The sequence below is a fragment of the Ensifer sp. Root142 genome (assembly GCF_001426785.1).
GTDB classification, from domain to species: domain Bacteria; phylum Pseudomonadota; class Alphaproteobacteria; order Rhizobiales; family Rhizobiaceae; genus Ensifer; species Ensifer canadensis.
This window is the reverse complement of record NZ_LMFK01000034.1, coordinates 326,110-346,428: the sequence shown is the minus strand read 5'-3', so window position 1 is coordinate 346,428 and position 20,319 is coordinate 326,110. Positions and strand designations below refer to the sequence as shown.

Sequence of the window (20,319 nt, the reverse complement as noted above, 5' to 3'; positions counted from 1 at the left end):
TCCAATGATCGCTTGATGATGAAGCGACCGTGGAAGGAAGAAGGGCGTGGCGAATGACATACGACAGCTATCGCCTTGGCTCTGGTTGAGAGGGGAGCGAACGTAGTCATCACCGGACGCGACCGTGCATAGCTGGACAATATGGCCAGCGGAAGCGCCGCGATCATCGCGGTCCACGCCGACAGTGCCGATCCAAATCTTTTTCGCGTAGACTCTTTCAAATTCTGGTCGTCGAAAGGGTCGCAATGCGCATTCTTCTGATTTTTGGCGCCCTCATCGTTGGGACGATTGCCGGCATTTACCTGTTCGGAATGATCTGGCGAACCACTGCTCCGGAAGGCGCAATGGCGATGGTCGTTGGAGGAGGCACGCCGGTTCTCCTCGGAACTTTGGCGTTTCTCGGCACGAAGAAGGCTGACGGCCAGCGACCAAGCCTTCTTAGCGCGCAGACATGGTTCGCTGTCCTGGGCATAGCGGCGGCCGCAGCCGGGCTGTTCCTGCTCTTGATTATAGCTGTTTTCCTAGCGGTTCAGCGCGGCTAGGGACCAAGCCCGGCCCACGGGTTTCAAGCAGAAACTCACCAGGAAGCGTCGTCCAGCCCAGTTCTTGGCGTCGATTGGCGACCTTTGTCGCCGGGCGACTACTCCCTGCGTCCGGTCCGGGCAAAGATCAGCTGGGCATTTCGACAGGAGCGAAAGCAAGGCCGGCTTAACATTGAGATTTTCGCGGCCGACCTCTATTTCTTGAATGTTCGACGCCACAAGAGAGTGGCAGCCTCGCATCCCTCGATCACAAATTCTCCTTGAGTAAGACCTCAATACGGATCTTTTCCTGCGACGCGATCGGCTCGCGCTCATCGGTGCGAGCGCGCATGATGCGGATGGCGCTGCGCACCGCGTGCCCGGGGTCCTGTGCAATAATGGTATCGATCTGGTCGTTGCGGAGAGCTTCTTCGCTGAAGGGCGTGCGTTCGTGGACAACGATGACGATCTTTTGCGCGTCCATACGCTGCCTGATCGCCGTAACAGGCACGCGGCTTTCCGGGCTCATGACATAAGCGGCCCTGATATCCGGATTATGTTCCATGACTTGCCGTATAATCGCTGTCGCCCGCCGTTCATCCCCATAGGTCTCGAGCGACGGCAGGTTCGTCAGGTGAGGGAACTGCTGATTGATGATGCTGTCAAAGCCGCGGCGGCGCTCGATACTGTCGCGCGCCACCATGGTTTCCGCGACGATCATGATCTTGCCGACTTCCCGGCCGAGGAACCGGCCAATGATCTTGCCCGCTGTTGCACCGGCTGCGAAGTTGTCGACGCCAACAAAGTCTGCAGTTTCCAACTTTTCCTGTCCGGACAAAAACTGGACCAGATGAATGCCGCGCAGCATCAGCCGGCTGAGCGCGTCGCGCACCTGTGGTGACTCAGGCGCCATGACGGCGACGCCATCCACCTCTTCGTGTTCGATCGAGGCCAGATGCCGTGAAAGCTGATGCGGATCGTCCGTTGGAATTTGATCGACGGTTATTTCCGTCAACTCGGATTTGAGCGTTTGACTTGCCTCCCGAACACGTTGCAGCAGCTCCAGAAGATATTGATCGCCTTTGCTTGGGAGAACGAAGCGAAAGCGGTAGAGCTTGTTGCGAGCCAGGACAACAGCCGCCGGATTGCGAAAAAAACCAATTCGTTCAATGGCTTCGTTCACTTTTCGTACGGCTCCAGCACTGACATTCGGCCGGTCGTTCAAAACGCGATCGACTGTCGCCAAACTCAATCCGGCTGCTTCCGCCAGGTCTTTCGCCGTCGGTCGCATCATCTTTTTTCACCATCCTCCTGTTGCCGCCCACCGCCTCTTTTCCAACAGCACAAGCGAAAAAGCAAGAAATTGAGGTGCGCACCTCAAAAAAACCTTGCACTGAGGTGCGCACCTCAGTTATATGATTGACAACAGCAGCGGCCAGAGGAGTGCGCCGACGCTGGAGGGGAGGGTCGCTCCAAGGAGGGCGAATCTTCGAGTCTGTCGCAACTCGTTGAGAGCGCGAGGCACGTGCCGATGGAGGTCGGAGTGTCACGCTGGAGGAGATTTCCATGCCAAGTTCATATTTGAAAACGGCGCTTGGCGCCGGTGTCGCAACCGCATTTTTGGCGCTGGGCGCAACGACGCAGGCGCAAGCCGAGGATTTGACGCTGTGCTGGGCTTCCTGGGATCCGGCCAATGCGCTTGTTGCGCTCAGCAAGGACTTCGAAGCCAAGTCCGGCCACAAGATGAGTTTCGAATTCGTGCCGTGGCCGAACTTCGCCGACCGTATGCTCAATGAGCTGAATTCCGGCGGCAAGCTTTGCGACCTGATGATCGGCGACAGCCAGTGGATCGGCGGCGCGGCGGAAAACGGCCAATACGTCAAGCTCAATGACTTCTTTGGCAAGGAAGGCATCAAGATGAGCGATTTCATCCCGGCGACCGTCACAGGTTATGCCGAGTGGCCGAAGGGTTCGCCGAACTACTGGGCGCTGCCTGCCTTCGGTGACGTCGTTGGTTGGAGCTATCGCAAAGATTGGTTCTCTCGCCCTGAACTGCAGGCGGAATTCAAGCAGAAATACGGCCGCGATCTTGCCGTGCCGAAGACGTTCGCAGAACTCAAAGATATCGCCGCGTTTTTCCAGAATCGCGAGATCGACGGCAACAAGGTTTACGGCGCCGCGATCTATACCGAGCGCGGATCCGAGGGCATCACAATGGGCGCGATGGACGTGCTCTACAGCTTTGGCTTCGAATATCAGAATCCGGACAAGCCCTATGAGCTCGAAGGGTTTGTCAATTCAGACAAGTCCGTGAAAGGTCTGGAATTCTACAAGGAGCTCTATAATTGCTGCGCTCCTCCCGGATCGTCCGACGCCTACATGTCCGAGAACATCGACGCTTACAAGTCCGGCCAGGTTGCCCTGCAGATGAACTTCGCCTTCACCTGGCCCGGCATCCATGCCGATCCCAAAGTCGGTGGCGACAAGTCTGGTTACTTCGCAAATCCGGCCGGTCCCGACGGCGTGCAGTTCGCGCAGTTGGGCGGCCAGGGCATCTCCGTAGTCGCAGCATCAGACAAGCAAGATGCTGCCCTTGAATATATCAAATGGTTCGCTCAGCCCGATATCCAGGCCAAATGGTGGCAGCTGGGGGGCTATTCCGCATTGCGCGCGGTCGTTGAAGACCCCGGCTTTGCCACGAGCCAGCCTTACGCGCAGACCTTTCTGGATTCCATGGCAATCGTGAAGGACTTCTGGGCGGAACCGTCCTACGCCTCGCTCCTACAGGCCTCGCAAAAACGCTTCCACAACTACGTCGTCGCCGGTCAGGGCACGGCCAAGGAAGCGCTTGACGGCCTGGCTGCCGATTGGACCGAGATCTTCGACGACGAAGGCAAATACTAGACGCTGACCGCGTACCTCCTCGCGGCTTCAGATGTCTGTGCAGGACCGGCGCTCTTTAGCCGGTCCTGCGAACCAACCTGCTTATGAATTAGGGGACTACTATGCTCGATTCATCGATCGAACGGGCGGCACGCGCAACGCCACCAGTCGTTGCCAAACGCATCCAAGGGCTCTCAGATCGGGCCATTGCCTGGCTTTTCGTGGCACCGTCGATCTTCCTGTTGCTCGCCGTCAACATCTTTCCGTTGATATGGACAATCCGGCTGAGTTTTACCAATTTTCGGGTCAATCGGCCGAATGCCGAGGTCAGTTTCGTCGGCCTCAAGAACTACATCAATATCCTGACAGACTCGGACGTCTGGCTGACGATGCAGGCAACGGCCCATTTCCTGATCTGGACGATCGTCCTCCAGGTTCTGATTGGCTTCGCGCTGGCCTATCTGATCAACAAGAAATTTCGCGGCAACGACATGTGGACGACGATCATCGTGCTGCCGATGATGTTGAGCCCGGCGGTTGTCGGCAACTTCTGGACATTTCTCTACCAGCCGCAGATCGGCCTGTTCAATTACGCCGTGGGGTTCCTCACCGGAGCCGACCCGTCCGCCTTTTCGATGATCGGCGACGTGCCGCTGGCACCATGGGCCATCGTAATCGTCGATACCTGGATGTGGACGCCTTTCGTCATGCTGATTTGCCTGGCGGGGCTACGGTCCATCCCTGGCAGCATCTATGAAGCGGCGGAATGCGACCGGGCCAGCAAATGGCGGCAGTTCTGGACGATCACAATTCCTCTGGTCCTTCCGTTTCTGATGCTGGCGATCCTCTTCCGCGGCATTGAAAACTTCAAGATGTTCGACCTTGTGGTGCAGCTGACCGGCGGCGGTCCCGGGTCGACCACTGAGCTGACGTCCATCAACCTGAAACGCGAAGCCTTCGAAAAATGGCGCACGGGGTATGCCTCCGCCTACGCGGTCATCCTCTTCGTGACGGTCTTCGGTCTCGCATCGATCTACGTCAAAGCCCTGAACAAGGTGAAACAGAGATGAGCAGCTATTCCGTAACAGAACCTTCGGGTCGCCAGAAATTGTTCGCGGGAACGCTTGTGGTCCTTTACGCACTGATCACGATCCTGCCGCTCCTGTGGATCATCGGAACAAGCTTCAAGTCGCCCTCCGATGCCATCGCCTATCCGCCCAAAACGTTCTTTTCGCCAACCCTCGAAGGATATGTGAACCTCTTCACCACCCGCACGCGGGCAACGGAGGAGGACGTGAAAGCCCTTGGGGAACCGACGACCTGGTACGACCGCATCGTGCGCAAGGATGGCTTTATCATCGCCGGCCCGTCGCGCTTCATGGAACGGTTCTGGAATTCGATCATCATCGGCTTCGGTTCGACGGTGCTGTGCATCGTCTTGGGAACGGCCGCCGCCTACGCCTTCTCCCGTTTCAAGGTACCGCTCAAGGATGACCTGCTGTTCTTCATCCTGTCGACGCGCATGATGCCACCGATTGCCGTGGCGATCCCGATCTTCCTGATGTTCCGCTCGCTTGGCCTCAACGACACCCATCTCGGCATGATCCTGCTCTACACGGCGGTCAACCTGTCGCTGGCGGTCTGGCTGCTCAAGGGCTTTATCGACGAAATCCCGATCGAATACGAGGAAGCGGCGCTGATCGATGGCTACACCCGCTTTCAGGCCTTTTACAAGGTCGTCCTTCCGCAAGCCATGACCGGCATTGCCTCGACAGCGATCTTCTGCCTGATCTTCGCGTGGAACGAATATGCCTTCGCCGTTCTTTTGACCTCCGGCACAGCCCAGACGGCACCACCCTTCATTCCCACGATCATCGGCGTCGGCGGCCAGGACTGGCCGGCCGTGGCTGCGGGTGCAACGTTGTTTCTCGTTCCCGTCATGATTTTCACGATTGTCCTTCGCAAACACCTGTTGCGTGGCATCACATTCGGAGCTGTTCGCAAATGACCGAATTTATCAAGGGGTTGCGCGGGTTCCGGCGCGGCGCATGGGAGATGGTCGCTTCGATCCTCATCGCGCTCGGGGTGTTCATGCTGATGCAGCCGTTCGCACTGTCGATGTTTTCCTACTCGTTCATCGTGACCCTGGTGGGCACTGTCATGTTCATCATCGTCAGCCATTTTCCGGAGTAACCCATGGCACAGATCAGAATTCAGAATGTGCGCAAGGAGTTCGGAGCATTCACTGCCGTCGAGTCCTCCTCGTTCACAGTGGAGGACGGCGAATTCTTCATGCTGCTGGGACCATCGGGTTGCGGCAAGACGACAACGTTGCGAATGATGGCCGGTCTGGAACTGCCGACCAGCGGTGAAATCTTCATCGATGGCGAAGAAGTCGGCATGAAGCCGGCAAGCCAGCGCGACATCGCCTTCGTCTTCCAGATGTTCGCCCTCTATCCGCATATGAATGTGCGCAAGAACATTTCCTACCCTCTGCTGAGCCAGGGCATGCCGCGGGCCGAGGTCAAGGCACGCGTGGAAGATGTGGCGCGCATCCTCAAGATCGAGACGATCCTTGATCGCCCGGTCGGCGGATTGTCGGGCGGCGACCGCCAGCGTGTCGCCCTCGGCCGTGCTATCGTGCGCCGCCCAAAGGCATTTTTCATGGACGAGCCTCTTGGCGCGCTCGATGCGGAGTTCCGCGAGCATATGGCCGAGGAACTGCGTGCACTTCACGACCGGATCGGTGCGACCACTGTCTACGTCACCCACGACCAGCTGGAAGCCATGCAGATGGGCGACAAGATCGTGGTGATGAACCACGGCGTCGTTGAGCAGTTCGGCAAACCGCAGGAAATCTATGACTGGCCGGCAACCAAATTCGTGGCAAAATTCATCGGTTCTCCGGCCATGAACTTCTTCGATTTTGACGGCATGATCGATGCCGGCGGCACTGTCGTCGAGCTTTCGGGAAAGAAGGTCGATGTTCCGTCATCGCGGCAAGGGGCCAGGGGCAAGCTGACAATGGGAGTGAGGCCCGAGCACATCCGTTTTTCCGATTCCTCTGAGTATCGCGGCAGAGTGCTTGCCACGGAATATCTCGGCACTACGCAGATCATTACGCTGGCGACGCCGAACGGCGAGGTCAAGGCGCGTGCCTCCTCGAGGCAGGCTGTCAGATCCGGGGAAATCATCGGTCTTGAGTTCGATCCCGCCACCGTGACGATATTTGAGGGCGTGAGAGGGCAGGCGCTTCTGTCCGAAGCCAATGAGGGAGTGTTGCGCCATGGCTGACGTCGTTCTTGAAAACGTGACGAAGAAGTTTGGCAATCATACAGCGCTGGACAACGTGTCGCTGACGATACCGAACGGTTCCTTTGTGGTTCTCCTCGGGCCGACGGGCGCCGGAAAAACCACGACACTGCGCATGGTGTCCGGCCTCGATCGCCCCGATAGCGGCAATATCTATTTCGGCGGCCACTCAGTCGAGGGACATTCACCGGCGCAGCGCAACGTCGCGATGGTGTTTCAGCAGTATTCGCTCTATCCGCATCTGACGGTGCGGCAGAACCTTGAATTCCCGTTGAAATCACCGCTATTGAAGACGCCACGCGAGGCGATTGACCGCAAGGTCAATGCGATCGCCGAGGTGCTGCAGATCTCCCACAAACTCGACAACAAGGCGACGGCGCTCTCGGGCGGCGAAATGCAGCGTGTCTCGATTGGTCGCGCGCTCGTTCGCACGCCGCAGATCTATCTCATGGACGAGCCTTTGAGCTCGCTCGACGCCAAGCTCAGGGCCGACCTGCGCATCGAGCTGAAGAACATCCAGGCCAAATCCGGCGCCACGCTGCTTTATGTCACCCACGATCAGATCGAGGCAATGACAATGGCAACACATATCGGCGTGCTTCACGAAGGCCGGCTGGTGCAGTTCGGCGCCCCGCGTGAAGTCTACGAGCATCCGGTGAGCATCTATGCGGCAACAAAGCTCGGCCAGCCCCGCATCAACATTATTCCCGCCGACACTTTTCCTGGCGCACCATCCAGAGCGGTGCACATCGGCTTGCGGCCCGAGCACATCACACAGGGCAGCGGCCAGGAGGCATTGGTCCGGCGGGTCGAGCATCTTGGTGACCAGACCCGCCTTCATCTGTCCTTCAAGAAAAACGACCTCATCACTGTCACCGACGCCCACACCAGGCTGAAAAGTGGCGACACCGTGAAAATTCAGCCGGACAAGCCGCTCTATTTCGACGCGGCCGGCATCCGCTTAGCTTAGAGGAAGGATCACATGGCACAATTCATCAACAAGAGGGAAGACGTCGTCACCGAGGCGATCGACGGCCTGCTGGCGATAAGCGGCGGCTCGCTGGCACGACTCGACGGCTACCCGCATATTCGCGTGGTTCTGCGCAACGATTGGGACAAGTCCAAGGTGGCGCTGGTTTCCGGCGGCGGGGCAGGGCACGAGCCTGCGCATGCGGGCTTCGTCGGGGCGGGCATGTTGACCGCTGCCGTCTGTGGCGACGTCTTTGCCTCGCCCAGTGTCGACGCCGTTCTTGCCGGCATTCTCGCGGTCACCGGTCCGGCCGGTTGCCTTCTGATCGTCAAGAATTATACCGGCGACCGACTGAACTTCGGTCTCGCCGCCGAACGCGCCCGTGCCTTCGGCCTCAATGTCAGCATGGTCATCATTGGCGATGACGTGGCATTGCCCGAGTTGCCGCAAGCACGTGGTGTTGCAGGCACTCTCTTCGTTCACAAGATTGCAGGTGCCTTGGCCGAGGCCGGTGCGGATCTTGAAACGGTGACGGCGGCCGCCCGGCGTGTGGCCGCCGGATCGAAAAGCATAGGGATGTCCCTTGATACATGTACGGTTCCTGGATCCCCAAAGGAAGACCGCATTCCGGCCCACATGGCCGAACTTGGACTTGGCATCCATGGGGAGGCCGGTGTCGAACAAGTTGACTTCATCGACGCTCGACTGGCCATGGAAGCAGCCGTAAGCAAACTTGCAGCTGCCATGGAGGATAGATCCTATGTGGCGCTCATCAACAATCTCGGCGGCACCTCAACGCTGGAAATGTCGGTACTAGCGCACGAACTGATCACGTCCTCGATCGGAGCGCGGATTTCGCACATCGTCGGTCCCGCGTCGATGATGACCTCTCTCGACATGCATGGTTTTTCGGTGTCCGTCTATCCAGCTGACGAAGCGGAAATAGCGGCGCTGAGCGCACCGGTTTCCATGGCGGCATGGCCCGGCGTGTCGGCGGTCAAACCGGTCATCGTCAACATGCTGCCCGATGGGTTGACGCCAATTGCGCCGCTGTCGTCCGAACACAGGGAGACACGCGAGTTCATTGTCAAATGCTGCCGGATCCTGGTTGCAGCCGAGGAAGATCTGAATGCGCTGGATGCCAAGTCGGGCGATGGCGATACCGGCTCGACACTGGCTGGCGCCGCACGCGCCCTGATCAATGCGATCGACCGGCTGCCACTCTCCGATCATACCCAACTCTACCGCGCGATCGGCCAGGAACTCAGCCAGACGATGGGCGGATCGTCGGGCGTGCTGCTGGCGATTTTCTTCGCCGCGGCTGGCGACGCTGCATCGAGCGGCCTTCCCATGCGCGATGCGCTGAAGGCAGGACTTGCCCGGATGCAGGAAATCGGCGGCGCGCGTCTCGGTGACCGCACCATGGTTGACGCGCTTTCCCCGGCTCTCGACGCACTCAGCGACGGTGTCCGTTCGGCCGCTCTGGCGGCTCGGGAAGGGGCCAACCTGACGGCGACGCTCCTCAAGGCCAATGCCGGTCGCGCAGCCTATATCAACGCGCGACAACTGGAGGGCCATGTCGATCCGGGCGCGGAGGCCGTCGCCCGGCTGTTCGAACACCTGGCGGCGTGATGCTCGAGCGCATCTGCGTTGCAGGTTGCGCTCGCCCAGATCCATGCCGAGGCGGTCATTGCGCCGCCTTGGCAGCGAGATATCGCCCTTGATGGCAACCAAATCCTTGCCGGCTGAGTGCCGAGCGACGGTGGATCGTGCACCGGAAAGGCCTTGGTGCGCCGCACCGGGCCACTTACCTTTGCTACTCTGTCGCGGGCTTCTTCGTTCACTGCCTCGCCATTGCCGGGCCCTGCATGTGCCTGACGCACTACATTGTGACGTGGGCTCAAGGCATCAAGCGCAGTCCGTTCAGCTGCCGCGATACCGCAGAACGTCCACCAGCAATGCGAGAGCAGGCGATTGCTGCCGACGGCTCGGATAATACAGATGATAGCCGGGGAAGGAGGGGCACCAATCCTCCAAAACGCGCACCAGCCGTCCCTCGGCAACATGAGCGAGTACCTGGTCTTCGGGCATATAGGCGACGCCAAGTCCGTCCAAGGCCGAGGACAATCGCATGCTCAGGCTATTGAACACGAGTTGCCCATCTCCACGCACTTTCACCTCGCGTCCGTCCTTTTCCAGACCCCAAGGGAATAGCCCGCCATAGGTCGGGAGACGGATGTTGATGCAGGTGTGGGCGGTCAGGTCCTGCGGGGTTTGTGGAAGCGGATGCCGCTCGAAATAGGCTGGCGACGCCACGACCACCATGCGCATATTGGGGCCGATGCGCACTGCAATCATATCCTTGGCGACCTGCTCGCCCATGCGCACCCCGGCATCATAGCCTTCGGCGACGATATCGGTGAGGCCGTAGTCGACGATGATTTCCACCGCGATGTCGGGATAATCAGGGAGAAATCGTTTGAGCGCGGGCTGAAGGATCGAGATCGCGGGATGTTCACCGGCCGTGAGGCGAACCGTCCCGGCCGGCTTGTCCCGAAGCTCACCCAAAGCGACCAATTCGGCTTCGATCTCTTCGAAGCGCGGCGCAACCGTTCGCAGCAGGCGCTCGCCGGCTTCCGTCGACGAGACGCTGCGCGTCGTGCGGGTCAAAAGCCGCAGACCCAGTCGCTCCTCGAGATTGCGCATGGTCTGGCTGAGTGCCGACGGTGAGACGCCAAGTTTTGCAGCAGCCCGCGTGAAGCTTTTCTCCCTGGCGATAACCGCAAAGGCGGCGAGATCGTTGAAGTTTTCCATCTGGATTTGTTAGCTCATCTAAAAGGTTCATGCGGATTATGGCATCTAATCGCCATCGGCGTCACGCGCTACCTTGGAACTCAATGGTGCGGGCAGCCGGACACTCGGATCTCTTCCAGCTTCTTCCGGCTGCGTTCGCAACGCACTCGGCCCCGAAACACGACGGTCGATGGGTAACGGTCTGCAAACCGATCACAGGGAAGGACGAAAGACATGACGAATGAGGACACAACGACAATCGGCCGTCGAGGCTTCCTCGGCGCGGCGGGAAGTCTTGCGCTGGCTCCCCTGCTCGCCAGTGCGAGTTCGCCGGCCTTTGCACAGGCAGGGACCGCGGACAGTTCTGCCTCAGTCCAGTCGAGCGATCGGCGAAAGCTTGGAACGCTGGAAGTCTCAAGCGTCGGCCTTGGTGTTCAGAACATGGGCCGGACCTATCAGACGACGATCCCGTCCCGGCCGGCGATGATCAACATCATCCGTGCGGCCCATGAGCGCGGCGTCACCTTTTTTGATACCGCCGAGGCCTATGGCCCGCATGAGTGCGAGCGGATTCTTGGCGAAGCCATCGAACCGTTCCGAGATAACGTCGTGATCACCTCGAAATTCGGATGGAACATCGACCTCCAAACCGGCGAGCGCCGTCCCGGCCTCAACAGTCGTCCGGATCACATCAAGCTTGTGGTTGACGGCATGCTCAAGCGTCTGCGCACGGACCGCATCGACCTTCTCTACCAGCACCGCGTCGATCCGAACGTTCCGATCGAGGATGTCGCTGATGTAGTCAAGGACCTCATGGACCAGGGCAAGGTCCTGCATTGGGGCCTTTCCGAAATGGGGATTAACACATTGCGCCGCGCTCACGCCGCACTTCCCGTGTCGGCCGTCCAGAGCGAGTATTCGATGCTGTGGCGTGGGCCTGAAGATCAAGTGCTTTCGGTCTGCGAGGAACTCGGCATCGGTTTCGTTCCATGGAGCCCGCTTGGTGTCGGTTTCTTGACGGGTGCAATCGACGCGCGGACGCGTTTTGCCCAGGGCGACATCCGCGGGATCGAATCGCGTTTCTCGCCGGAAAACCTGCCGGCGAACCTGGCGCTTGTGACATTGTTGAATGACTGGGCCGAACGGAAGCAGGCGACCCCGGCTCAGATCGCGCTAGCGTGGCTGATGGCGCAAAGGCCGTGGGTTGTTCCGATTCCCGGGACGACACAGATGCCGCACCTGCTTGAGAATATCGGCGCCACTTCGATCAGCTTCAGCGCCGAAGAGACCACAGAACTCAATGCCGCAGTCTCTGCCATAAAGGTGCGCGGCCAGCGCTTGCCCGATGCCGTTCTGGCCTACTCGGCCGTCGAGGCGCCTGAGAAGAAGTAAGGCATAAACAATGAAGCACAGATATCTCGGAAATCTTGAAGTGTCGGCCCTCGGCCTTGGCTGCATGGGTATGACGGGCGTCTACGGCTCCGTTGGGGATAGGAGTGAGATGATCCAGCTCATCCACGACGCGCACGACCTGGGCGTGACGCTTTTCGACACGGCAGAAGCCTATGGACCTTTCGCCAACGAGGAATTGCTGGGGGAAGCCCTTCGACCAATCCGCGACAAGGTCGTCATTGCCACGAAGTTTGGCTTCGACATCGACCTTGAGACCGGCGCGCGCAACGGCGGCACCAACAGCCGCCCCGAACATGTCAAGGCGGTGGCGGAGGCCGCGTTGAAGCGGCTGAGAACGGATCGCATCGACCTCTTCTATCAGCACCGTGTCGATCCGGCCGTGCCGATCGAAGACGTGGCCGGCACCGTCAAGGAGCTTATCGCCGAAGGCAAGGTCAAGCACTTCGGTCTCTCGGAGGCCGGCGTCCAGACCATCCGCCGCGCCCATGCAGTCCAGCCCGTGACCGCGGTGCAGAGCGAATTCTCGCTGTTCTGGCGCGCACCGGAGGCCGAACTTCTGCCGGCGCTCGAGCAACTTGGCATCGGCTTTGTTCCCTTCAGCCCGCTCGGTGCCGGTTTCCTCACCGGCAAGATAGACGAGAACACGGCTTTTGATCCGACGGATTTCCGCAACCACGTGCCGCGGTTCACACCCGAAGCGCGCAAGGCGAACATGGCGCTGGTGGGCGTGGTCAAGGCAGTGGCCGATCGCAAAGGTGCTACGCCCGCGCAGATCGCGCTCGCCTGGCTGTTGGCGAAAAAGCCCTGGATCGTCCCGATTCCCGGCACCACCAAGCTCCATCGGTTGGAAGAAAACCTTGAAAGTGCCGATCTGGAGCTGGCGCCTAATGATCTTGCCGAGATCGATGCAGAGGTCTCCAAAATCGAGGTCCGTGGCGAGCGTCTTCCCGAAGCATCGCTCAAGATGACCGGGCTCTAATCAAAGGCAGGTGAACCGTCGTGACTGATTTCGGCAATCCGACCCGGAGGGGCCTTCTCACGGCGCCGCTGTTCCTCACCCTTGCGGCGGGCAGCGCGTCCGCCACCGTGGCCCAACAGGGCAAGAAGCCGCTCGTGGCGGTGTTTTCACGCAGCGGAAACACGCGGGTTGTCGCCCGGCAGGTCCGCCGTGCCCTGGGCGCAGATCTATTCGAGATCGAGCCGGAACAACCGTATCCCGACGACTATTTCGAGACGGTCGCGCAGGCGCAATCGGAACGCGACCAAGGCTATAAGCCGCCCTTGAGGGCGACGGTGGACAACGTCGCCAGCTATGCCACGATCTTCCTCGGTTTTCCGATCTGGGGCATGACGGCGCCTCCGGTGATACGGTCGTTTCTTTCCGCGCATGACCTATCGGGCAAAACCATTGTGCCACTCATCACCCATGGCGGTTACGGGCTTGGCGATAGCCTGTCGGTCCTCGCAACGCACGCGCCGACCGTGAACCTGGTCGAGGGCTTCTCCATGCAGGCGCCGCAGGAACGACAGACGATTGAAAGGGTGACAGACTGGCTCGACCGCTTGGGTGCCCCCCAGTGAGGTCGGGATACTGCTTTTGGTACCGGCCGCCCAGGTCGGCTTCGGCCACAAAAGCGTGACGATTGTGATGGCCGCTGTTGGCCGACAGAACCTTAACAAAGAGGGCCATGGTCCTTGGCGTTCATGGCCAGCTCTTGTTGAGGATCAAATAATCTGGATCAGACCTCTTTAAGCTTCATCGCTCCATTCAGGCTCCCGATCAACGTGGCACTCGCCTCGTTCAGGCCCAATATATCCACGGCGATACCATGCGCCTTGTAACGTCCCACCACCTTATCCAGAGCATCGACGGCGGTGATGTCCCAGAAGTGTGCCTGTGATACGTCGATCAGAACAGCCATGCCACTTGCCTCTTCTATATCGAATGCCTCGACGAAGATGTCGGCCGACGCGAAGAACACCTGGCCCGACACGCGATATGTCAAACGTCCGGCAGCAGCGTCGACCGCGGTTTCAACCCGCAAGAGGCGGGCGACTTTGAATGTGAAGAAAACGCCACTTAGAAGGACGCCCACTGCCACGCCGAGTGCCAGGTTCGAGGTAAACACCGTGACGAGGACGGTCGCGATCATGACCGCGCTCGACACCTTGGGGTGAACGATCACACTGCGCAATGAAGACCAATCGAACGTGTCGATCGACACCATTACCATGATGGCCACCAGTGCTGCGACCGGAACCTGAGACACCCATGGCTTCAGCAACACCATCAGCACCAGCAGGAAGGCCCCCGCAAACAGCGTGGATAGTCGGCCGCGTCCGCCGTACTTCACGTTGCTGATGGTCTGGCCGATCATGCCGCAGCCTGCGATCCCGCCGAACAGGCTTGCCGCGGCATTTGCAATGCCGAGGCCCGTGCACTCCCTGTTCTTCGAACTCGGTGTTCCCGTCAGATCATCCACCACACTGGCCGTCATCATAGATTCAAGCAGGCCGACCATGGCGATGGCGAGCGCCGGCCCTGCGATAATCCTCAGCGTTTCCAGTGTCAGGGGAACGGTGGGCCAGCCAAAGATCGGAAGAGAGTCAGGCAACTTGCCGAGATCGGCAATGGTCATCACCGGGAGTTGTAACGAGATCGATACCAGGGTCAGAACCAAAATACAGATCAACGGCGATGGGATCGCCGTGGTGACCCTTGGGGCAAGGTAGATGACCGCAAGTCCTGCCGCCAGCATGCTGTAGGCAAGCCAGTCGCCGCCAATGATGTGCGGTAGCTGGGCTCCAAAGATCAGGATCGCAAGCGCGTTCACGAAGCCTGTGCGGACAGATTTCGAAACGAAACGCATGAGAACGCCGAGCCGAAGGAGCCCAAACAGTATCTGGAAGATGCCCGCGAGCAATCCGGCGGCAAAGAGATAGGGCAGCCCATGCGCGTGGACGAGGGGTGCTGCGACGAGCGCGACCGATCCTGCAGCAGCGGAAATCATGGCAGGACGCCCGCCGGTGAAAGCGATGACAATGCCGATGATGAAGGAGGCGAATAGGCCGACCTGAGGATCGACGCCGGCGACGAAAGAAAAGGCGATGACCTCGGGGATCAAGGCGAACGTCGCGACGGCCCCGGCGAGCATTTCGCGCATAGGGGCGGCGGACCAATCCCGGCGGATGGAGGAAAATTGCATCTGATGTGTTCTCGCAAAGCATGGCGAACGCGCTCGATCGAGCGGTTCTGAAGTTGGCATGCAGGTTTTGCGTGGTCTGGCGGATCGGCGGCCAGAAGAGCCACCCGGAGTTTCACCGGGTCCGTGGTGAGTGATTTTTTTATGACCTCATTTATTTCGCAATGCAACATGCAACGGAGCCTGCCGCGCATCGATTTGGGAGCTGCCGACCATGCTGGCTGTCGAGACCTCTGGTTCATCGCCGCTCAAGGCGTGAGTTTTGTGGCGGTCGGCGACATACGTTGCATCCGGCTATCTTCGTAGCGGACTTACCGTAGCTCCGTGAGGGAGTCCGCCAATGTGCGCACGTTGAACGAATGTGATCAGATCGGAGATATTCGCCGTCTGCGGTGCTTTTGACCACAGTCGGAGGAAGCCCGGCACATAGGCCGGGCTACAGTGGCTAATGGCGATGCTCGGGCATCTCCTTAAGCTGATCCTTGGTCCATGTCGTGATAGCGTGGACGTCGCCGTCCTCATCCCGCATGAAATCGAGATCGGTAAGGGGAACCGCGACCGGCTTGGCGCCTATGCCGAGGAAGCCGCCGACGTCAATGATAACGCTGCTGCCGGCGCCCGCTCCATGCACATGATCAACTTTGCCAACCTTATGGTCATCCGCTCCGTAAACTGTCGCACCTTCCAGGACTGCGGGCGTGAGTTCTGTGGCTGCGAGGCGGACGTGATTAGTGTGATCCATCTTCGTTTCTCCTTTGAAATGAACTGGTGAAACCTAATTGGAAGGAAAGTGTTCCATTCGAGCGCGATTGGTACTCGGCGTCTGAGTGCGATGGCGTGCCGCGCTTAACCCGCCGAGACGGGCGGACAGCGGCAAACAGACGCTGCTATCCACTAAAGCGTTCCAAGCGCCAGCGCGCCTCCTACCGCCAATAGCCCTGCCTAGTGTCCTCGATCGACGATCGCCCCATAATGTAGCCGATCGCGAAGGCAAGGGCGCCGATCGTAAGCACCAAACCCGTTGCGGTATGTGGGTGGTCCGCGGCCGCAGCAGCCACAGCACTGGTTTCGCGCTTCACCACATCTCCCGCTGTCTTTGCTACTTTGCGAACGCCAGTAGGTGGTTCGGTGGGTGTGCCAGTGAAGCCGGCTGTAAGGTCATTCTTTGCCATGGAGTTTCTCCTTGTTGGTGTGAAGGAGGAACTGACAATGGGGTGGGGAGGTTCCACAAATGGCCGACCGGCCCTTATCAGCACCCGAAAAGCCGGATTTTCGATTGAGAAGTTTTGGAACGATTTTGCGATCACGGGGTTCATATTTCAGGCGTTCTGTGACGTCACCATCTTCGGTTTGAGGAATGCAATGATTGATCCTCCAAATCAGCCCCCAGGCACATCCGAGCGGAAGGTCGAGCTCGACCAGACGGTTGACTACGTAGTGCAGCTCCTTGTCGAAGAAGCCCACTTGGTCGGATGGGGCCGTGTAGAATTTCTGACGGCTATTTTGGACGCAACCAGTGCCCGACTTGCCGCGGTGGAAGAAGAAACAGAGCTAGAGGCCGGCGGCGTCACATTGCCAAGGGCCGCATACCCGACCGATTAGAGAATGCGCTTTTTCTCAATGGCCGACGAGCCGCAAGAAAGGTCGAAAATGACGATTGCGATTGAGGAAGATCCGCAGGCATGGCGCGAGGATCTTCGACTGCGACTTGAGGGGTTGGTAGACCTGTTCGTCGTGGCGGGCATTCAGCAGGAAGATGTTTTCGCCGCCATCCTTGAGGATGTCGATGGTCTGCGCAGCGCCTGGATCCGCGATCCAGACCCCGCAGACGACGACACAGCGAAGACCACTATTGATGAACCTTCAAACGATTGGCCTGCGGCCGAGGGAAGGTAATCGTCCTGAGAGCCTGGCTGTTTTCCAGGGTTCACCGGGTCGCGGATGGGGCTTTTCCTCGTTGTCTGCTGCCACTCATTTTGATGGTCGAGGATGAGTATCTGATCCCTATTTGGCTGCATATGGCGTAGGTCATAGCCCAAACGGACAGCTTGTTTCGGAAAACCCGTCGTCCTATAAAACTGGTATACGCGCATCTGTCGAGCATGAGATAACTCCATGCTGGCAATCGCGCACTGCTTTCGACTCTTGACCACGGATGTACTGGCACTAGTCTTGGAAGCGACAAAGAAAGAAGGTCGGAGCCAGCGCGCCCCGGCCTTTTTTGTTGGGCCCGATGCTTATATTTACTCCGACGCATGCGCCTCTATTGAGCGGGCGCCGTTGTCGAAGGTTGGGTCGTGGATGGCTGAGTGGTTGACGGCTCAGTCGTCGATGGCGCCGTTGTCGAGGGCTGCGCACTCGTCGGTTCGGTGGTGGTCGCTGGCGGCGTCGCTGTTTCAGTCGTCGTCTTTCCCGGAAGCAGGAAGACAATTGCAAGGATGATGACGACGACCCATGTTTTGACCTCCCAAGCTTAGTGGCTTGAGCCTACTCGCCACTTCGAACCCGTTCAATATAGCGCTTCCTGTCTTCCTCGGTCGCACTAGCCGACATGTCCTGTCCGAGTTCGGCCCTTTGAGATAGCGGGAGCCATGGTCGATTAGGGTTCTCTCTAACCCATAGCTGTCTGGCACGTCTTTCAATTTCAGCGTCTTCCAACGTCTCCTCCTTCGATTTGAGTTCGACTACCGCAGGGCCCAGGCTCTTGCACGGCTGACCTTGTTTCCCTGGCAGACCAGCGGGCAACCCGAAGTATCCTGGCCTGATAAGGATCTAGGTAGTGCAGACACTCGATTGCTTCGATAGGCCGCCGTCGTCGCAAGGCAGTTGAGGCGGAATTTGACGTTGTCGCCAGCTCGCAGGCAGTCAAAGCTACGACCTGACCAAACTCGTGCATCTGGATCGGCGCGGCAACGGGAAGGCTGTTCGCAAATTCCTGGCGTGGATCCAGGGCCAGGTGTGATTGCAGCCGAAGACGAGGACCAACCGGATAGGAAAAAACGTCCCGCAACCGGTTTGATTCGTCGCTGATGGTCATTCCTGGCCATGTCCGCGTAACGCTCGAGACGCCGGTCCTTCCAAAGCTCTCTTTGCGCATAGCGCCGGCGCCCCTGTGCCAACCAGATCTTCGTTCGGTAGGGGGATGCCTCCTGACGGAAGCTCAGCTGGTCATCATCGTCTGCTGTCGCGGCGTCTCAATGGGCGAGAAGCCGAAGCGCTTCTTGTAGCAGGTGGCAAAATATTGGCTCGAGGAGAAGCCGCAGTCATAAGCAACGTTGGTGACGGACTGCTGGCCACTTTCGAGCAGTTGGCGCGCCGCGTTCAGGCGCAACATCTGCAAGTAGCGCACAGGCGTCATGTTGGTCAGCACCTGGCAATGCTGGGTGAACTGGGTGCGCGAGAGATTGCATTCGACAGCCATGTTCTCCAGGGTCCAGTCTTCGTCGAGGGCATGCCTCAAGCGCTTGAGGAAAATCTCGACCGTGCGCTTGGAACTTGCGAGTGCCAGATCCAGCACCGGCGCCTGGCTTTCCAGCATTTGGCGGAACTGGAGCAGCATCATCGAGATCAGCAGGCGCAGGCGCGCTTCACCGCCATGGATGTCACGGCTCGCCACCACCTCGTGAATATCCATGAAGGTGCGCGCGACTTCGCGCGAGGCGAGATAGGAAATCTGCTCGTTCTTGGACAGAAGCTCGCTCAGCCGCTTGCGATCCCGTTCCGGCCAGCCGATCCAATCGGGCCAGAGCCAGGTTTCATGCGGGCGGCGCACGCCCATGTCCATCAGCACCCAGACGATATGGCTTGCGCCGATATTGGGGTCGCCGAGCGCATGCAATTGCCACGGCCGGACGACGAACATCTGGCCTTCGCTGAGCGTGGTCTTGCGGCCGTCCATCGTAATGGTGAGAGAGCCGCGTGCGAGATAGGCGATCTTGACGCCTTCGTTGCAATGTTCGCGCAGACCCCAGTCCTGCGGGTTCGTCGCATCCCAACCGCCAACGGAACAGACCTGTGGCAAGGCGTGGCCGAGGTCGATGCCCGGATAGCCGCGTCGCGTCCATGCGTTGAGCGAGACCTGTCCGGCAAGAGACGCCTTCATCAGGTCCTGGCAGTTCCCGGCATAGAGCAGGGCACCCGGCTCACGGAAAACCGCCGGCCGGCCGACGGCTCGCTCATTGTTGACTTTGCTCATCGCTCTCCCCCGCCGATGTTCAAAATTTACCAGTCCTCTATTTCGAACGCGGACGCTCCTTTATTGCGCAATGCTGCGTCATCATCAAGCGGCAAACGGAGGCGCTTCGTGATTTGTCGTTGAAACTCAACGGCATGGAGGAGAATCAGGGAGGATTTGCCGGTGCGGATAGGTTTCCACACGGACGCGTTCAACTCGGCCTATTGGTCGTTCGAAAAATGCTTGCAATGGGCGAGCGACAACGATGTGCACTTCATCGAGTGTGGCCTGATAGACGGGGTCAGCTGGATTCATGGTCTCGGCTACCAGCCGCATGTCGCGCTTTACGAGGATCCCGCACTACTGCGTCGGAAGATGGATCGCTACGGCGTGCGCTTCTCCCAGGTCGATGCCGCCTATCCGCTTTCCGGCGAAGATGGCCCGTTGCGCGGCGTGCCTTACGTGCTGAAATCGATTGCCTGGGCCGCGCAGGCCGGCAGCCCTTGCGTCGATACGACCGACGGGCTCCATATGCCGCCGGGGCTGAGCGAAGAAGAATCGATGGCGCTCATGAAGCGCAGCTACGAGAAGATCATCGAGGTCGCGGAAGCGCACGAAATCATCGTCAATATCGAGCCGCACGGGCATTTCACCACGCGCCCCGAATTCATGGAGCGCATGCTTGCCTTCGTCGATTCCCGATGGCTGCGCATGAACATGGACACCGGCAACACCTTCATCGCCGGTCAGGAGCCGACGGAGTTTCTGCCGCGCTTCGTCGACAAGGTCAGCCACGTTCACGTCAAGGATGTTTCGCAATCGCTCGCCGCTGCGGTTCGTGGCGGGCAGACCGGCATCGCGGTCAGCCATTGCGCGCTCGGCGATGGTGTCAATGCCGACAACATCAAGGCCTGCCTCGCGATACTGCGCGATCACGGCTACGACGGCGTGCTCAGCCTGGAATGCGAGGGAGCCGCCGGCCCGATGATCGAGAAATCCCTGTCTTGGATTCGCGCGACCTGCCGCGACCTCGGCATCAAGCTGCACTGA

The 20,319-nt window shown here is 59.3% G+C and carries 21 protein-coding genes and 1 other annotated feature; of the genes, 15 read left to right on the top strand and 6 right to left on the bottom strand.

Features of this window, described 5'->3' with window-relative positions; translation table 11 throughout:
* The first annotated feature begins 245 nt into the window (after positions 1 to 245).
* Positions 246 to 542, top strand: coding sequence for a hypothetical protein (locus tag ASD52_RS26435; protein WP_025430290.1), 297 nt, complete (start codon positions 246 to 248; stop codon positions 540 to 542).
* A gap of 247 nt (positions 543 to 789) precedes the next feature.
* Here the strand turns inward: ASD52_RS26435 and ASD52_RS26430 are convergent, their stop codons facing one another.
* Positions 790 to 1,812: a LacI family DNA-binding transcriptional regulator gene (locus tag ASD52_RS26430; RefSeq protein WP_057226324.1), complete on the bottom strand. Its 1,023-nt coding sequence runs from the start codon at positions 1,810 to 1,812 to the stop codon at positions 790 to 792.
* 275 nt (positions 1,813 to 2,087) lie between these two features.
* Between ASD52_RS26430 and ASD52_RS26425 the strand changes: the two genes are divergently transcribed.
* The 7 genes from ASD52_RS26425 (at position 2,088) to ASD52_RS26395 (ending at position 9,318) form a co-directional block, all read left to right on the top strand.
* Positions 2,088 to 3,425, top strand: coding sequence for an extracellular solute-binding protein (locus ASD52_RS26425; protein WP_057225936.1), 1,338 nt, complete (start codon positions 2,088 to 2,090; stop codon positions 3,423 to 3,425).
* A gap of 101 nt (positions 3,426 to 3,526) precedes the next feature.
* Positions 3,527 to 4,474, top strand: a complete 948-nt coding sequence (locus ASD52_RS26420; protein ID WP_025430287.1) for a sugar ABC transporter permease — start codon at positions 3,527 to 3,529, stop codon at positions 4,472 to 4,474.
* Positions 4,471 to 5,412, top strand: a complete 942-nt coding sequence (locus ASD52_RS26415; RefSeq protein ID WP_025430286.1) for a carbohydrate ABC transporter permease — start codon at positions 4,471 to 4,473, stop codon at positions 5,410 to 5,412. Before ASD52_RS26420 ends, ASD52_RS26415 begins: the two co-directional genes overlap by 4 nt.
* On the top strand, positions 5,409 to 5,597 hold the full coding sequence (locus ASD52_RS26410; RefSeq protein ID WP_025430285.1) for a hypothetical protein: 189 nt from the start codon (positions 5,409 to 5,411) through the stop codon (positions 5,595 to 5,597). The genes ASD52_RS26415 and ASD52_RS26410 overlap by 4 nt, the downstream gene beginning before the upstream one ends.
* Positions 5,598 to 5,600: 3 nt before the next feature.
* Positions 5,601 to 6,698, top strand: coding sequence for an ABC transporter ATP-binding protein (locus ASD52_RS26405; protein WP_025430284.1), 1,098 nt, complete (start codon positions 5,601 to 5,603; stop codon positions 6,696 to 6,698).
* Positions 6,691 to 7,686 (top strand): ABC transporter ATP-binding protein, encoded by a 996-nt coding sequence (locus tag ASD52_RS26400; protein WP_057225934.1) that lies wholly within the window; start codon positions 6,691 to 6,693, stop codon positions 7,684 to 7,686. Before ASD52_RS26405 ends, ASD52_RS26400 begins: the two co-directional genes overlap by 8 nt.
* Before the next feature lie 12 nt (positions 7,687 to 7,698).
* Entirely contained in the window at positions 7,699 to 9,318 is a 1,620-nt protein-coding gene (locus tag ASD52_RS26395; protein WP_057225932.1) for a dihydroxyacetone kinase subunit DhaK, read from the top strand.
* A gap of 291 nt (positions 9,319 to 9,609) precedes the next feature.
* On the opposite strand, the gene ASD52_RS26390 is transcribed toward ASD52_RS26395, so the two are convergent.
* A complete protein-coding gene (locus tag ASD52_RS26390) occupies positions 9,610 to 10,500 on the bottom strand; it encodes a LysR family transcriptional regulator (protein ID WP_057225931.1) in 891 nt (296 codons plus the stop codon).
* A 213-nt stretch (positions 10,501 to 10,713) separates the two neighbouring features.
* Between ASD52_RS26390 and ASD52_RS26385 the strand changes: the two genes are divergently transcribed.
* Genes ASD52_RS26385 through ASD52_RS26375 form a run of 3 tightly spaced genes read left to right on the top strand, consistent with a single transcriptional unit; the run spans position 10,714 to position 13,473 of the window.
* Positions 10,714 to 11,871, top strand: coding sequence for an aldo/keto reductase (locus tag ASD52_RS26385; RefSeq protein ID WP_057225929.1), 1,158 nt, complete (start codon positions 10,714 to 10,716; stop codon positions 11,869 to 11,871).
* Positions 11,872 to 11,881: 10 nt separating this feature from the next.
* On the top strand, positions 11,882 to 12,871 hold the full coding sequence (locus ASD52_RS26380) for an aldo/keto reductase (protein ID WP_057225927.1): 990 nt from the start codon (positions 11,882 to 11,884) through the stop codon (positions 12,869 to 12,871).
* A 20-nt stretch (positions 12,872 to 12,891) separates the two neighbouring features.
* Positions 12,892 to 13,473: a flavodoxin gene (locus ASD52_RS26375; protein WP_057225925.1), complete on the top strand. Its 582-nt coding sequence runs from the start codon at positions 12,892 to 12,894 to the stop codon at positions 13,471 to 13,473.
* 158 nt (positions 13,474 to 13,631) lie between these two features.
* On the opposite strand, the gene ASD52_RS26370 is transcribed toward ASD52_RS26375, so the two are convergent.
* The 3 genes from ASD52_RS26370 to ASD52_RS26360 all read right to left on the bottom strand — a co-directional run bounded on the left by ASD52_RS26370 (position 13,632) and on the right by ASD52_RS26360 (position 16,267).
* Entirely contained in the window at positions 13,632 to 15,098 is a 1,467-nt protein-coding gene (locus ASD52_RS26370) for a SulP family inorganic anion transporter (protein WP_057225923.1), read from the bottom strand.
* Positions 15,099 to 15,168: 70 nt separating this feature from the next.
* Positions 15,169 to 15,224: a sequence feature (sul1 is cis-regulatory element that is thought to sense ions involved in sulfur or methionine metabolism; They are found in Alphaproteobacteria), on the bottom strand.
* Between the two features lie 316 nt (positions 15,225 to 15,540).
* Positions 15,541 to 15,837, bottom strand: a complete 297-nt coding sequence (locus ASD52_RS37825) for a PRC-barrel domain-containing protein (protein ID WP_082523550.1) — start codon at positions 15,835 to 15,837, stop codon at positions 15,541 to 15,543.
* Positions 15,838 to 16,018: 181 nt separating this feature from the next.
* Positions 16,019 to 16,267, bottom strand: coding sequence for a hypothetical protein (locus ASD52_RS26360; protein ID WP_057207172.1), 249 nt, complete (start codon positions 16,265 to 16,267; stop codon positions 16,019 to 16,021).
* Between ASD52_RS26360 and ASD52_RS26355 the strand changes: the two genes are divergently transcribed.
* The 3 genes from ASD52_RS26355 to ASD52_RS38840 all read left to right on the top strand — a co-directional run bounded on the left by ASD52_RS26355 (position 16,266) and on the right by ASD52_RS38840 (position 17,572).
* Positions 16,266 to 16,697 (top strand): hypothetical protein, encoded by a 432-nt coding sequence (locus ASD52_RS26355; protein ID WP_057225921.1) that lies wholly within the window; start codon positions 16,266 to 16,268, stop codon positions 16,695 to 16,697. The two genes, ASD52_RS26360 and ASD52_RS26355, sit on opposite strands and share 2 nt — an antisense overlap.
* Positions 16,698 to 16,745: 48 nt before the next feature.
* Complete coding sequence (locus tag ASD52_RS26350; protein WP_057207325.1) at positions 16,746 to 16,991, top strand: hypothetical protein; 246 nt, start codon at positions 16,746 to 16,748, stop codon at positions 16,989 to 16,991.
* Between the two features lie 413 nt (positions 16,992 to 17,404).
* On the top strand, positions 17,405 to 17,572 hold the full coding sequence (locus tag ASD52_RS38840) for a hypothetical protein (RefSeq protein ID WP_156613040.1): 168 nt from the start codon (positions 17,405 to 17,407) through the stop codon (positions 17,570 to 17,572).
* Positions 17,573 to 18,255: 683 nt separating this feature from the next.
* Here the strand turns inward: ASD52_RS38840 and ASD52_RS26340 are convergent.
* On the bottom strand, positions 18,256 to 19,290 hold the full coding sequence (locus tag ASD52_RS26340; RefSeq protein ID WP_057225917.1) for an AraC family transcriptional regulator: 1,035 nt from the start codon (positions 19,288 to 19,290) through the stop codon (positions 18,256 to 18,258).
* Positions 19,291 to 19,452: 162 nt separating this feature from the next.
* Between ASD52_RS26340 and ASD52_RS26335 the strand changes: the two genes are divergently transcribed.
* Complete coding sequence (locus tag ASD52_RS26335; protein ID WP_158071660.1) at positions 19,453 to 20,319, top strand: sugar phosphate isomerase/epimerase; 867 nt, start codon at positions 19,453 to 19,455, stop codon at positions 20,317 to 20,319.

Coding starts and splice junctions, on each gene's coding strand:
- ASD52_RS26405 (WP_025430284.1), top strand. CDS start 5,601: ATGGCACAGATCAGAATTCAGAATGTGCGCAAGGAGTTCGGAGCATTC.
- ASD52_RS26415 (WP_025430286.1), top strand. CDS start 4,471: ATGAGCAGCTATTCCGTAACAGAACCTTCGGGTCGCCAGAAATTGTTC.
- ASD52_RS26410 (WP_025430285.1), top strand. CDS start 5,409: ATGACCGAATTTATCAAGGGGTTGCGCGGGTTCCGGCGCGGCGCATGG.
- ASD52_RS26435 (WP_025430290.1), top strand. CDS start 246: ATGCGCATTCTTCTGATTTTTGGCGCCCTCATCGTTGGGACGATTGCC.
- ASD52_RS26350 (WP_057207325.1), top strand. CDS start 16,746: ATGACGATTGCGATTGAGGAAGATCCGCAGGCATGGCGCGAGGATCTT.
- ASD52_RS26390 (WP_057225931.1), bottom strand. CDS start 10,500: ATGGAAAACTTCAACGATCTCGCCGCCTTTGCGGTTATCGCCAGGGAG.
- ASD52_RS26420 (WP_025430287.1), top strand. CDS start 3,527: ATGCTCGATTCATCGATCGAACGGGCGGCACGCGCAACGCCACCAGTC.
- ASD52_RS26430 (WP_057226324.1), bottom strand. CDS start 1,812: ATGCGACCGACGGCGAAAGACCTGGCGGAAGCAGCCGGATTGAGTTTG.
- ASD52_RS37825 (WP_082523550.1), bottom strand. CDS start 15,837: ATGGATCACACTAATCACGTCCGCCTCGCAGCCACAGAACTCACGCCC.
- ASD52_RS26360 (WP_057207172.1), bottom strand. CDS start 16,267: ATGGCAAAGAATGACCTTACAGCCGGCTTCACTGGCACACCCACCGAA.
- ASD52_RS26400 (WP_057225934.1), top strand. CDS start 6,691: ATGGCTGACGTCGTTCTTGAAAACGTGACGAAGAAGTTTGGCAATCAT.
- ASD52_RS26370 (WP_057225923.1), bottom strand. CDS start 15,098: ATGCAATTTTCCTCCATCCGCCGGGATTGGTCCGCCGCCCCTATGCGC.
- ASD52_RS26385 (WP_057225929.1), top strand. CDS start 10,714: ATGACGAATGAGGACACAACGACAATCGGCCGTCGAGGCTTCCTCGGC.
- ASD52_RS26425 (WP_057225936.1), top strand. CDS start 2,088: ATGCCAAGTTCATATTTGAAAACGGCGCTTGGCGCCGGTGTCGCAACC.
- ASD52_RS26395 (WP_057225932.1), top strand. CDS start 7,699: ATGGCACAATTCATCAACAAGAGGGAAGACGTCGTCACCGAGGCGATC.
- ASD52_RS26380 (WP_057225927.1), top strand. CDS start 11,882: ATGAAGCACAGATATCTCGGAAATCTTGAAGTGTCGGCCCTCGGCCTT.
- ASD52_RS26340 (WP_057225917.1), bottom strand. CDS start 19,290: ATGAGCAAAGTCAACAATGAGCGAGCCGTCGGCCGGCCGGCGGTTTTC.
- ASD52_RS26355 (WP_057225921.1), top strand. CDS start 16,266: ATGGAGTTTCTCCTTGTTGGTGTGAAGGAGGAACTGACAATGGGGTGG.